General features: G+C 72.5%; 12 protein-coding genes and 5 tRNA genes. 4 read left to right on the top strand and 13 right to left on the bottom strand.

From position 1 onward, the window contains the following. Positions 1 to 110: 110 nt before the first annotated feature. The 3 genes from AB0D08_RS38825 to AB0D08_RS38815 are packed head-to-tail and all read right to left on the bottom strand — an operon-like array spanning position 111 to position 3,113. Positions 111 to 1,253, bottom strand: coding sequence for a D-alanine--D-alanine ligase family protein (locus AB0D08_RS38825; protein ID WP_051813567.1), 1,143 nt, complete (start codon positions 1,251 to 1,253; stop codon positions 111 to 113). Between the two features lie 40 nt (positions 1,254 to 1,293). Further along, positions 1,294 to 2,295, bottom strand: a complete 1,002-nt coding sequence (locus AB0D08_RS38820; protein ID WP_033823071.1) for an NAD(P)H-dependent glycerol-3-phosphate dehydrogenase — start codon at positions 2,293 to 2,295, stop codon at positions 1,294 to 1,296. Then, positions 2,292 to 3,113, bottom strand: a complete 822-nt coding sequence (locus AB0D08_RS38815) for a lysophospholipid acyltransferase family protein (protein WP_051813565.1) — start codon at positions 3,111 to 3,113, stop codon at positions 2,292 to 2,294. Before AB0D08_RS38815 ends, AB0D08_RS38820 begins: the two co-directional genes overlap by 4 nt. A gap of 316 nt (positions 3,114 to 3,429) precedes the next feature. Here AB0D08_RS38815 and cofC point away from each other — a divergent pair, with 316 nt between their 5' ends. Beyond that, entirely contained in the window at positions 3,430 to 4,146 is a 717-nt protein-coding gene (gene cofC / locus AB0D08_RS38810; RefSeq protein ID WP_359895060.1) for a 2-phospho-L-lactate guanylyltransferase, read from the top strand. Between the two features lie 235 nt (positions 4,147 to 4,381). Continuing rightward, positions 4,382 to 4,606, top strand: coding sequence for a hypothetical protein (locus AB0D08_RS38805; protein ID WP_033823070.1), 225 nt, complete (start codon positions 4,382 to 4,384; stop codon positions 4,604 to 4,606). 38 nt (positions 4,607 to 4,644) lie between these two features. Here the strand turns inward: AB0D08_RS38805 and AB0D08_RS38800 are convergent, their stop codons facing one another. Next, positions 4,645 to 4,923 carry a hypothetical protein gene (locus AB0D08_RS38800; protein ID WP_051813563.1) on the bottom strand — a complete coding sequence of 93 codons (279 nt, stop codon included), beginning with the start codon at positions 4,921 to 4,923 and terminating at the stop codon, positions 4,645 to 4,647. Between the two features lie 152 nt (positions 4,924 to 5,075). Between AB0D08_RS38800 and AB0D08_RS38795 the strand changes: the two genes are divergently transcribed. Beyond that, a complete protein-coding gene (locus AB0D08_RS38795) occupies positions 5,076 to 5,867 on the top strand; it encodes a GntR family transcriptional regulator (RefSeq protein ID WP_051813561.1) in 792 nt (263 codons plus the stop codon). A 262-nt stretch (positions 5,868 to 6,129) separates the two neighbouring features. Here AB0D08_RS38795 and AB0D08_RS38790 read toward each other — a convergent pair whose 3' ends face one another. The 4 genes from AB0D08_RS38790 to leuC all read right to left on the bottom strand — a co-directional run bounded on the left by AB0D08_RS38790 (position 6,130) and on the right by leuC (position 9,518). After that, on the bottom strand, positions 6,130 to 6,864 hold the full coding sequence (locus AB0D08_RS38790) for an HU family DNA-binding protein (protein ID WP_033823069.1): 735 nt from the start codon (positions 6,862 to 6,864) through the stop codon (positions 6,130 to 6,132). A gap of 133 nt (positions 6,865 to 6,997) precedes the next feature. Further along, positions 6,998 to 7,186, bottom strand: coding sequence for a hypothetical protein (locus AB0D08_RS38785; RefSeq protein WP_082526880.1), 189 nt, complete (start codon positions 7,184 to 7,186; stop codon positions 6,998 to 7,000). A gap of 308 nt (positions 7,187 to 7,494) precedes the next feature. Then, on the bottom strand, positions 7,495 to 8,091 hold the full coding sequence (gene leuD, locus AB0D08_RS38780; protein WP_033823068.1) for a 3-isopropylmalate dehydratase small subunit: 597 nt from the start codon (positions 8,089 to 8,091) through the stop codon (positions 7,495 to 7,497). Positions 8,092 to 8,096: 5 nt separating this feature from the next. After that, positions 8,097 to 9,518 carry a 3-isopropylmalate dehydratase large subunit gene (leuC, locus tag AB0D08_RS38775; RefSeq protein WP_033823067.1) on the bottom strand — a complete coding sequence of 474 codons (1,422 nt, stop codon included), beginning with the start codon at positions 9,516 to 9,518 and terminating at the stop codon, positions 8,097 to 8,099. Between the two features lie 232 nt (positions 9,519 to 9,750). On the opposite strand from leuC, the gene AB0D08_RS38770 reads away from it, so the two are divergent. Then, a complete protein-coding gene (locus AB0D08_RS38770; RefSeq protein WP_033823066.1) occupies positions 9,751 to 10,464 on the top strand; it encodes an IclR family transcriptional regulator in 714 nt (237 codons plus the stop codon). A 157-nt stretch (positions 10,465 to 10,621) separates the two neighbouring features. On the opposite strand, the gene AB0D08_RS38765 is transcribed toward AB0D08_RS38770, so the two are convergent. From AB0D08_RS38765 to AB0D08_RS38745, 5 genes are all read right to left on the bottom strand, one after another. Further along, a tRNA-Gln gene (locus AB0D08_RS38765) sits at positions 10,622 to 10,696 on the bottom strand. 4 nt (positions 10,697 to 10,700) lie between these two features. Continuing rightward, positions 10,701 to 10,773: transfer RNA gene (locus tag AB0D08_RS38760), tRNA-Glu, on the bottom strand. Between the two features lie 22 nt (positions 10,774 to 10,795). Then, positions 10,796 to 10,868 (bottom strand) — tRNA-Glu (locus tag AB0D08_RS38755). A gap of 39 nt (positions 10,869 to 10,907) precedes the next feature. Continuing rightward, positions 10,908 to 10,980, bottom strand: a tRNA-Glu gene (locus AB0D08_RS38750). A 35-nt stretch (positions 10,981 to 11,015) separates the two neighbouring features. Continuing rightward, positions 11,016 to 11,087 (bottom strand) — tRNA-Gln (locus AB0D08_RS38745). Positions 11,088 to 11,294: the final 207 nt, after the last annotated feature.

Here is an 11,294-nt window from a genome sequence, read left to right as displayed (position 1 = left end):
CTTCCAATAAAGGGATCATCCCAGTGGAGTGAAAACGATCCCGCGCTTGATTGGTAGGTGGCAAAGCCTTCCGTCCCCGCGGGGAGGGTGCCCGGCCGCCGTCGTACGGGCTAGCGCAGTCCGGTGGAGCGCCGCAGCGCGGCCTGCAGCAGCCGGTCGATCAGCTCCGGGTACGGCACCCCGCTGGCCTCCCACATCTTCGGGTAGGCCGAGATCGGGGTGAAGCCGGGCATGGTGTTGATCTCGTTGACCATCCAGCTGCCGTCCTCCAGCAGGAAGAAGTCCACCCGGGCCAGCCCCTCGCAGCCGAGCGCCTCGAACGCGGCCACGGCCTGGCGGCGGATCTCGGCGGTCTGCGCGTCATCGAGCCGGGCCGGGATCTCGACCTCGGAGGAGTCGATGTACTTGGCCTCGAAGTCGTAGAACTCGAAGTCCCCGCCGACCATGATCTCGGCCGGCACGCTGGCCCGCGGGCCGTCCTCGAACTCCAGCACCGCGCACTCGATCTCGCGGCCGGTCACCCCGGCCTCCACGATGATCTTCGGGTCGTGGCGGCGGGCCTCCTCGATCGCGGCGTCCAGCTGGGCCAGGTCCTTGACCTTGGTGATGCCCATGCTGGAACCGGCCCGGCACGGCTTCACGAACAGCGGCAGGCCGAGCGCGGCGATCCGCTCCCGGGCGGCGGCCCGGCCCGGCTCGCTCTCCCACTCGCGCGGACGCACCACGGTCCAGTCACCCACGCCGATGCCGTGCGAGGCGAGGATCCGCTTGGTGTACTCCTTGTCCATGCCGGCCGCGCTGGCGAGCACACCGGAGCCGACGTACGGCACCCCGGAGAGCTCCAGCAGGCCCTGGATGGTGCCGTCCTCGCCCCACGGACCGTGCAGCAGCGGCAGCACCACGTCCACCTCGCCGAGCACCTTCGGCGCGGCACCGGGCTCGCTCCAGACCACCTCGCGGCTGGCCGGGCTGCCCGGCAGCGCGACCTGGCCGTCGGTGGACTCGGCGACCTGGTCGACGTCGGGCAGCCTGCCGTCGCTGATGGCCATCCGGTCCGGCTCGTCGCCGACCAGCGCCCAGCGGCCCTCATGGGTGATGCCGATCGGCAGCACCTCGTACTTGCTCCGGTCGATCGCCCGGAGCACGCTGCCGGCCGTGACGACCGAGATGGGGTGCTCGGAGCTGCGGCCGCCGAAGACGATCGCGACGCGCGGCTTGGCCGCGAGGTCCGGGGAGGTCTTTTCGATGCTCATATCGCTTTTGAGACTACCGTGCGGATGTTCCGGGTTCCCGTCACCGGCGCTCCGGCTTCGCCGAACGCGCCATCAGGCCCTTCAGCACCTCGTGGGTGGGCCGGCCGTTGTGCACCACGTCGACCACCGCCTCGACGATCGGCATGTCGACACCGCTGCGCCGGGCCAGGTCCAGCACCGACTCGCAGGACTTGACGCCCTCGGCGGTCTGGCTGGTGGCGGCGGTCGCCTCGGCCAGCGTCATCCCGCGGCCCAGGTTGGTGCCGAAGGTGTGGTTGCGCGACAGCGGCGAGGAGCAGGTGGCCACCAGGTCGCCCATCCCGGCCAGGCCCGCGAAGGTGAGCGGGTCGGCGCCGAGCGCCACCCCCAGCCGGGTGGTCTCGGCCAGGCCGCGGGTGATCAGGGTGGCCTTGGTGTTGTCGCCCAGGCCCATGCCGTCCGCCATGCCGACGGCCAGGCCGATCACGTTCTTGACCGCCCCGCCGAGCTCGCAGCCGATCACGTCGGTGTTGGTGTACGGGCGGAAGTACGGCGTGTGACAGGCCGTCTGGAGCCGCTTGGCGACCGACTCGTCGGAGCAGGCCACCACCGTCGCGGCGGGCTGGCGGTTGGCGATCTCCCGGGCCAGGTTGGGGCCGCTGACCACCGCGACCCGCTCCGGGCCGACCCCGGCGACCTCCTGCAGCACCTCGGTCATCCGCTTGGCGGTGCCCAGTTCGATGCCCTTCATCAGGCTGACCAGGACCGTCCGGGGGCCGAGCAGCGGCGCCCAGGCGGCCAGGTTCTCGCGCAGCGTCTGCGAGGGCACCACCAGGACCGCGAAGTCCGCACCGGCCAGCGCCTCGGCGGGGTCCGCGGTGGCCCGCACCGAGTCGGGCAGCACCACGCCCGGCAGGTAGTCCGGGTTGACCCGGGTCTGGTTGATCGCGTCGGCCAGCTCCTTGCGGCGGCCCCACAGCGAGACCTCGCAGCCCGCGTCGGCCAGGATCATCGCGAAGGCGGTCCCCCAGGACCCGTTCCCGAACACCGCACAACGGGTCACTGGGCCTGCTCCTCGGTACCGGTCTCCTTGGCCGCCGCCCGGTCGCCCTTGCCCTCGGCCGCGGCGGCCCGCTCCCGGGCGGCCCGGCGCATGTCGTACCGGACGGCCGGCGGCTGCTCGCCGCGGATGCCGGCCAGCACCTCGGTGATGGCCGTCATGATGTCCTCGGTGGCCTCGCGCAGCACCTGGGCGGTGAGTTCCTTGCCCTGGTAGCGGCTGAGGTCCACCGGCGGGCCCGCCGCGACCGTCACCTGGTGCCGGGGGAAGAGGTTGAACTTGCTCTTCCCGCCCCGGCCGTACGGCGGCACGATCTCGTGCGCGCCCCAGTGCGCGACCGGGATCACCGGCGCGCCGGTCATCAGCGCGACCCGGGCGGCGCCGCTCTTGCCGGTCATCGGCCACAGCTCGGGGTCCCGGGTGAGGGTGCCCTCCGGGTAGAACTGGACGCACTGGCCCCGCTCGATCGCGTCGATCGCGGCCCGGAACGCCTCGGCGGCGTCGGTGGACTCGCGGAACACCGGGATCTGGCCGGTCTTACGCAGCATGAAGCCGATGAACGGCACCGAGAACAGCTGGGACTTGCCGAGTATCCGCGGCGGCCGCCCGCTGTTGTACTGCCAGTGCGCGTAGACCACCGGGTCGATCACCGAGTTGTGGTTGACCGCGGCGATGAAGCCGCCCTCCTTCGGGAGGTGCTCCCATCCGCGCCATTGCGGCTTCACCAGGGCGGTGGTCACCGGCTTCACCAGCACGGCCGCGAAGCGGTACCAGATGCCGTAGTCGGCGTTGCCGAACCTGGCGTACGAGCGGCGGGCCACCCCAGCTCCTCCTCATCCGGTGCGGCACCCAGGTGCCGCACGTCCCATGTCACCCCAGGCCTGCACCGGCCCGGGTCACCGGCCCCGTCCCGCACCCCGCACCGCCGCTGCGGCACTGCCACCGAGCGATGCCGCTGCGGCACTGCCGTGAACGGGTGGGGGCTGACCTGCGCCTCTCGGCGCGGACCAGTCTCACCCGCGGGCGGACCGGCTGTCGAGCGGACCTGCCCGACAGCCGCGGGCACGTGAGCAACCGCACGTCGGCGAGGACGGCGGCGCTGGCCAGGCCCCGGGACGCGGCGCCACAATGGCGCCGATGACCGAGGACACCGTACGCCCCGCCGGGCCGCTCACGCCCGCACCCTCCCCGCCCGGGCCCGGTGCGGGGGCCCCTGCCGTACCGCACTGGTCCCTGGTACTGCCGGTCAAACCCCTGGAGGTGGCCAAGAGCAGGCTCGCACCGTACGCGGGGGCGCGCCGGGCCGAACTCGCGCTGGCCTTCGCCCTGGACACCGTCACCGCCGCGCTCGCCTGCCCGTCCGTCGCCCGGGTCCTGGTGGTCACCGGCGACCCGGCGGTGGCCGGACCGGTCCGCGCACTGGGCGCGCTGGTGGTCGACGACGAGCCCGCTGGCCGGCTCGGCGGACTCAACCCGGCGCTGGCGCACGGCGTCGCGCGTGCGCGCCTGTTCGCGCCGCACGCCCCCGTCGCCACCCTCTCCGCCGACCTGCCCGCCCTGCGGCCGGCCGAACTCGCCCTGGTGCTCGCCGCCGCACCCGTCGGCCACCGCGCCTTCCTCGCCGACACCCCCGGCACCGGCACCACCCTGCTCGCCTGCCCCCCGGGCCACCGGCTGCGGCCCGCCTTCGGCCCCGGCTCCCGCCACCGCCACGCCGCCCTCGGCGCCCGCGAACTCCCGCTCCCCGGCGTCCCGTCCGTACGCCGGGACGTGGACACCGGCAGCGACCTGGCCGAGGCACTCGCCCTGGGCGTCGGCCGCCACACCGCCGAGGCCGCGGCCGGCCTGGGCTAGGGCGCAGCGGACCCGGCCCCCACCCGCCGGTCCGTCGCGAAGTACCGGACACCGACCGGAGGATCGGCGGACCCGCGCCGGACCGGTCCGCGGCTCCCGGGCAACCGCCTGCCGCCCGCGGCCGCCCGCAGCCGCCCCGAACTCGCCGACCCCGCCCGGCCCCAGGCCCCGCCGGCCCGGTCCGCGCCCCGGACGGACCGCTGGCCGGGCGCCGCCCGCTCGCTATGCTGCTGGCATGCAGGCCACCTCGTTCACCTTCGATCCGGCGACCCGGACGGGCTCCGTGCTGCTCGACGACGGCACCCCGGTGCCCTTCGACGCCGCGGCCTTCGACGCCGGCGGCCTGCGGCTGCTCCGCCCCGGCCAACGGGTGCGGATCCGCACCGAGGGCGCCGGCGACGCGCGCCGGGTGGTCTTCCTGACCCTGCAGACCTTCCCCGACCCGGGCGCGGAGTCCTGAGTCCGAGCCCGGCGCCGGTGCACGGCCCCCGCCTCCGCTCAGCCGCTCCCGTCGGCCGCCCCGCGGCCCGCCCGGTCGTCGACCTCGGCCCAGACCAGGTCCACCTCCCCGCAGTAGCGGTGGCCGTAGCGGTCCGCCTCGGCCAGCACCGAGAGAAGCAGCAGGTGGGGCACGTCGCCGAGGCCTTCGGGGAGCACCGCCTCCACCCGGTAGCCGCCACCCTCCGGTCTCCGGCGGACCCTGGCCCTGGTCCCGGTGGCGGCCGCGATCCGGCCTGCGAGACGTCCGGCGAGGTCAAACGCCCAGGTGCTCCGCACGCGACGCCTCTCCATGCATGCAGTCGGTCACTGATCGGTCACGCAAAGTAAATCTAAGGCATTAGATTCCACCTGATGCATTAGCTTGTCAACGCTGAGTCACCCACCCTGCCGAACGCGGCAGGGGCCGCGCCTGCCGCCGGGAGTGCCGGATGCCCTCACAGGAGCCCCCGTACCTGCGGATCGCCGAGGACCTGCGCCACCGGGTGACCCGGGGCGAGTGGCAGGTCGGCGAGCGACTGCCGTCCCGCGCCCGGCTCGCGGTGCGCTACGACGTGGGCGCGAACGTGCTCCAGCGGGCGCAGGAACTGCTGATCGCCGAGGGGCTGCTGGAGGGCCGGGCCGGGTCCGGCACCTACGTCCGGGTGCCCACCGAGCGCCGCCGGATGGTCCGCTCGGGGCTCCGCCGGCCGCACGGACCCACGGCGCCGTGGCTCGATCCCGGCGGCCGCGGCCCGCAGGACAGCTGGGACGCCCACAGCTACGCCCGCACCCCGGCCCCGGCGCACATCGCCGCCCGCCTCGGCATCGCGCCGGGCGAGCCGACCGTCCGCACCTGCTACGAGTTCCTGGCCGAGGGCCGTCCGGTGCAGACCGCGGAGAGCTGGGAGCCGATGGCGCTCACCGACGGCACCCCGGTGCTGCTGCCGGAGCTCGGTCCGCTGGCCGGGCGCGGCGTGGTGGAGCGGATGGCCTCGATCGGCGTCGTGGTCGACCACGTGGTGGAGCGCCCCCGCCCGGCCCGCGCCACCCAGGAGCAGGCGTACCTGCTCGGCATCTCGGCCGGCGACCTGGTGACCCTGGTCGAGCGCACCTACCTGGACACCGACGGCCGGGCGGTGGAGACCGCCGATCTGGTGATCCCGGACGCCCGCTGGGAGATCGTCTACGAGCTCCCGGTCGCCGGGGGCCGGCGGCCCGGCCGGGCGGACTCCACGGACTGACCCGGCATCAACCCGGCGCGCGCCGCCCCGGCGGGGCGCACGCCCGAACAGCCCACCCCCCGGCACCCCCGAACAGCCCACCCCTCCGCACCCCCGAACAGCCCACCCCCGGACGGCGAACGGCCGCGGCGGCCCCGCCCCGGAGGTGCTTCCGGGTCCGGGCCGCCACGGCCGTCGGTGAAACCAGCGCCACGCGTGCCGCTCCCGCCGCCGGGGCTCCCCCGCGTACTGAGGGGCCGTCGGCTGAGGGGTCGCCAGGGCCTTACTTGGCGGTGGCCTTGCGCGCGGTGGTCTTGCGCGTCGCGGTCTTCTTGGCCGGCGCGGTCTTCTTCGCCGTCGCGGTCGCCTTCTTCGCGGTGGTGGTCTTCTTCGCCGCCGCGGTCTTGGCGGTGGTGGCCTTCTTGGCCGCGGTGGTCTTCGCCGCGGTGGTCTTGGCCGCCGTCGTCTTGGCCGCGGTGGTCTTGGCCGCCGCGGTCTTCGACGCGGTGGTCTTGGAGGCCGCGGAGCGGGCGGTGGTGGTCTTCTTGACCGCCGCCTTCTTCGCGGTGGTGGTCGCCTTGCGGGCGGCCGTCTTCTTGGCCGCGGCGGCGGCCGGCGCGGCGGCAGCGGCAGCGGCGCGCTTGGTGGCGGCGCGCTTCACGGCAGCGGTGGTGCCGCCCTTGCCCGGGGTGAGGGAGCCCTTGGGGGCCTTCTTCACCGAGGGGCCCTCCTTCGGCAGCTTCTTGCTGCCGGAGACCAGGTCCTTGAAGCCCTGGCCCGGGCGGAACCGCGGCACGGAGGTCTTCTTGACCTTGACGCGCTCGCCGGTCTGCGGGTTGCGGGCGAAGCGCGCCGAGCGCTCCACCTTCTCGAAGGTGCCGAAACCGGTGACCGACACGCGGTCTCCTGCCACAACGGCACGCACCATGGTGTCGAGCACTGCGTCGACGGCCTCTGCGGCAGCCTTGCGACCGCCCAGCTGCTCGGCCACCGCTTCGACAAGCTGAGCCTTGTTCACGTCTTCCCCTTCGGAAACGGGCGCCGGATGAATCCATCCGTTCATTTCGCACGTTAGGTATGTATCTGCGGACTTTCAATTACCGAACGCGTGAATCACCCTAGTGTCGCAATGGATTTGCGCGTCGGCGACCTCACAGGTGCGGCCGGCGCCCCTCGTCGAGGTCATGCACAAAGCGACTCAACCGCCGCGCCGCCTCGGGGAGATCGCGCTTCGCGGTCTCCGTGACGATCAGCAGTTGACGAGTGAGAGCGGTCTTTGCATCGGTTGACACGTTCAGCGCAGAAACGCGAGCGTGTGCTTGCTTCAACCGCTCGGCCACAAGCGCGTAGAGCGCCGTGACTTCCGAGTCGTCCGGTTCCTCAGCAGGTGAGGTGTGTTGGTCCGTCCGGTCGTCAATTCGACTGCCGGCTGCACCGTCCGTCCCCTCCGGCGACGCGGGTTCGCCACCCGGGTACGGAGGTTCGGGGAACCGGTGCATGCAACGATTGTGCCATCTGTACGGAGTTGCGCTGCCCCGGGGGTTTATGCAGCCCGGTGCAGCGGGCCGAACTCCCCGTCCCGAACAGCCGAAGACCCGCCCCCCCGACGGGGAGCGGGTCAACCGGCGAAGCATCAGAAAGCGCGTTCTCAGGCCGCCGGGAGGGTGCGCGGCTTGAAGGCGGGGCGGGTGGCCTCGAAGGCCGAGATCGCGTCCTCGTTCTGCAGCGTGATGCTGATGTCGTCCAGGCCGTTCAGCAGCCGCCAGCGGACGTTGTCGTCCAGTTCGAAGGGGGCCCGGACGCCCTCGGCGCGGACCTCGCGGGCCTCGAGGTCGACCGTGATCTCGGCGGTCGGGTCGGCCTCGGTGAGCGCCCACAGCCGTTCCACCGTCTCCTGCGGGAGAACCACCGTCAGCAGGCCGTTCTTCAGCGAGTTGCCGCGGAAGATGTCGGCGAAGCGGGAGGAGAGGACCGTCTGGAAGCCGTAGTTCTGCAGGGCCCAGACGGCGTGCTCGCGGGAGGAGCCGGTGCCGAACTCGGGCCCGGCCACCAGGACGGTGGCGCCCGCCCGCTCGGGCCGGTTCAGGACGAAGTCCTCGTCCTTGCGCCAGGCCTCGAACAGCCCGTCCTCGAAGCCGGTCCGGGTGACCTTCTTCAGCCAGTGCGCCGGGATGATCTGGTCGGTGTCGACGTTGCTGCGGCGCAGCGGGACGGCCCGGCCGGTGTGGGTGGTGAACTTCTCCATGCTGCTCAGGCCTCCACGGCGACGTTGGACGACAGATCGGCGGGGGCCGCCAGCCGGCCCAGCAGGGCGGTCGCGGCGGCGACCTGGGGCGAGACCAGGTGGGTGCGGCCGCCCTTGCCCTGGCGGCCCTCGAAGTTGCGGTTCGAGGTGGAGGCGCAGCGCTCCCCCGGGGCTAGCTGGTCCGGGTTCATGCCCAGGCACATCGAGCAGCCCGCGTGCCGCCATTCGGCGCCGGCGGCGGTGAAGACCTTGTCCAGGCCCTCCTCGACGGCCTGCAGCGCGACCCGCACCGAACCGGGGACGACCAGCATCCGCACGCCCTCGGCGATGGTGCGGCCCTCGACGATGGCCGCGGCGGCCCGCAGGTCCTCGATCCGGCCGTTGGTGCAGGAGCCGACGAAGACCGCGTCGACCTTGACCTCGCGCAGCGGCGTACCGGCCGTCAGGCCCATGTACTTCAGCGCGTTCTCGGCGGCGATCCGCTCCTGCGGGTCCTCGAAGGAGGCCGGGTCCGGCACGTCGGCGCCCAGCGGGGCGCCCTGTCCGGGGTTGGTGCCCCAGGTGACGAACGGGGTGAGCTCGGCGGCGTCGATGAAGATCTCGTGGTCGAAGACCGCGTCCTCGTCGGTGGCCAGGGTCTCCCAGTACGCGACCGCGGCGTCCCAGTCCTCGCCCTGGGGGGCGTGCGGGCGCCCCTGCAGGTAGTCGAAGGTGGTCCGGTCCGGGGCGATCATGCCGGCCCGGGCGCCCGCCTCGATCGACATGTTGCAGACGGTCATCCGGGCCTCCATGGAGAGGCTGCGGATCGCGGAACCGCGGTACTCCAGGACGTAGCCCTGGCCGCCGCCGGTGCCGATCTTCGTGATGATGGCCAGGATCAGGTCCTTGGCGGTGACGCCCTCGGGCAGCTCGCCCTCGACCGTGATCGCCATCGTCCGGAACGGGGCCAGCGGCAGCGTCTGGGTGGCCAGCACGTGCTCGACCTGGCTGGTGCCGATGCCGAACGCCAGCGCGCCGAACGCGCCGTGGGTGGAGGTGTGCGAGTCGCCGCAGACCACGGTGGTGCCCGGCTGGGTCAGGCCCAGCTGCGGGCCGACCACGTGCACCACGCCCTGCTCGATGTCGCCCAGCGAGTGGATCCGGACGCCGAACTCCTCGGCGTTGCGGCGCAGCGTCTCCAGCTGGACCCGGGAGACCGGGTCGGCGATGGGCTTGTCGATGTCGAGGGTCGGGGTGTTGTGGTCCTCGGTCGCGATCGTCAGATCGGTCCGGCGGACCGTGCGGCCGGCCAGCCGGAGCCCGTCGAAGGCCTGCGGGCTGGTGACCTCGTGCAGCAGGTGCAGGTCGATGTAGAGCAGGTCGGGCTCGCCCTCGGCGCGCCGGACGACGTGGTCGTCCCAGACCTTCTCCGCCAGTGTCCGTCCCATCGCTTTCCCTCCAGCCGGCCGCATTGCCGGCCTTCTCGTGTCGTCGAGGTCGTGTCCCGAGCCACCCTGGTGAGGCTCGCCCCAGGGCGACCTGCACGCCGGATCGTGTCCAGGATGTGGACACCTGGTGAGGGGTCCATCCTGGGTGTCTCCCGGGCTGCTGCATCCAGAGTGGCGCTTTTCTCGCCGAATTGAACTTGCGTCTCGCGTACTGAGACTGCAGTATCGAGCCATGGACAACACAAGCGGCGTCGGCGTTCTCGACAAGGCCGCTCTGGTGCTCAGCGCACTGGAGTCGGGCCCCGCCACGTTGGCGGGGCTGGTCGCCGCCACCGGTCTGGCGCGGCCCACGGCCCACCGGCTCGCCGTCGCACTCGAACACCACCGCCTGGTCACCAGGGACATGCAGGGCCGCTTCATCCTCGGCCCCCGGCTCTCCGAACTCTCCGCCGCGGCCGGCGAGGACCGCCTGCTGGCCGCCGCCGGTCCGGTCCTCACGCACCTGCGCGACGTCACCGGCGAGAGCGCCCAGCTCTACCGCCGGCAGGGCGAGATGCGGATCTGCGTGGCCGCCGCCGAGCGGCTCTCGGGTCTGCGGGACACCGTCCCGGTCGGCTCCACGCTGCCGATGAAGGCCGGTTCGGCCGCCCAGGTGCTGCTCGCCTGGGAGGAGCCCGAGCGCCTCCACCGCGGCCTGCAGGGCGCCCGGTTCACCGCCACCGCGCTGAGCGGCGTACGGCGCCGCGGCTGGGCCCAGTCGATCGGCGAGCGCGAGCCGGGCGTGGCGTCCGTCTCCGCGCCGGTGCGCGGGCCCTCCAACCGCGTGGTGGCCTCGGTCTCGGTCTCCGGCCCGATCGAGCGCCTCACCCGCCACCCGGGCCGCCTGCACGCCCAGGCCATCATCGAGGCCGCCAACCGCCTCACCGAGGCGCTGCGCCGCGGCTGAGCGGGCCGCCCCCGGCCGACGACACGGAGAAGGCCCGCCCCGATCGGGGCGGGCCTTCGAACGTCCACGGCGCTCCGGCGGCCGGCAGCGACACGGAAACGGTCAGCACGGCAACGGTCACCGGAAAACAAAAAAGCCCCGGTCACCCGGAGCTGTTTGGCTGGGGTACCAGGACTCGAACCTAGACTAAATGAACCAGAATCACTCGTGCTGCCAATTACACCATACCCCAAAAGTACCCCCGACCGGATTCGAACCGGCGCTACTGCCGTGAGAGGGCAGCGTGCTAGGCCGCTACACAACGGGGGCCCGCACCATCACTGGTGCTGAGTACCCCCGACCGGATTCGAACCGGCGCTACTGCCGTGAGAGGGCAGCGTGCTAGGCCGCTACACAACGGGGGCATACTCGTCAACCTTATTCAGTTTGCAATTTGCATTGCGTACCCCCGACCGGATTCGAACCGGCGCTACCGCCTTGAGAGGGCGGCGTGCTAGGCCGCTACACAACGGGGGCCTGTACTGCTTGCACTACCTGTACTGCGTACTGCGCTGGGGTACCAGGACTCGAACCTAGACTAACTGAACCAGAATCAGTCGTGCTGCCAATTACACCATACCCCACCAGAGTTCAACCCCTGTGGGGCCTTCCTCGGTGTCTCGCGCCTCCCTGCCCGGGCGGCGCAGAAAGAACATTACCCGACGCGCGGCCCCGCTCCAAAATCGATAACCGCAGGCAGCGCCGTGGGACTCGCAGCCTGCTGTCGGGCAGTTCGCGCGTTCGGGTGGTGGAGCTGATCGCACAGCGGGCACGGGAGATCACCGGGGCTG

Source organism: Kitasatospora sp. NPDC048540 (assembly GCF_040651175.1).
GTDB lineage: Bacteria > Actinomycetota > Actinomycetes > Streptomycetales > Streptomycetaceae > Kitasatospora.
Note: the sequence above shows the minus strand (reverse complement) of the source record. Positions and strands in the feature narration are given on the sequence as shown.

What these genes read in the sequence shown, in the direction of transcription:
- AB0D08_RS38825 (WP_051813567.1), bottom strand. Translation starts at nt 1,253, where the DNA reads ATGAGCATCGAAAAGACCTCCCCGGACCTCGCGGCCAAGCCGCGCGTC.
- cofC (WP_359895060.1), top strand. Translation starts at nt 3,430, where the DNA reads ATGACCGAGGACACCGTACGCCCCGCCGGGCCGCTCACGCCCGCACCC.
- AB0D08_RS38805 (WP_033823070.1), top strand. Translation starts at nt 4,382, where the DNA reads ATGCAGGCCACCTCGTTCACCTTCGATCCGGCGACCCGGACGGGCTCC.
- AB0D08_RS38795 (WP_051813561.1), top strand. Translation starts at nt 5,076, where the DNA reads ATGCCCTCACAGGAGCCCCCGTACCTGCGGATCGCCGAGGACCTGCGC.
- leuD (WP_033823068.1), bottom strand. Translation starts at nt 8,091, where the DNA reads ATGGAGAAGTTCACCACCCACACCGGCCGGGCCGTCCCGCTGCGCCGC.
- leuC (WP_033823067.1), bottom strand. Translation starts at nt 9,518, where the DNA reads ATGGGACGGACACTGGCGGAGAAGGTCTGGGACGACCACGTCGTCCGG.
- AB0D08_RS38770 (WP_033823066.1), top strand. Translation starts at nt 9,751, where the DNA reads ATGGACAACACAAGCGGCGTCGGCGTTCTCGACAAGGCCGCTCTGGTG.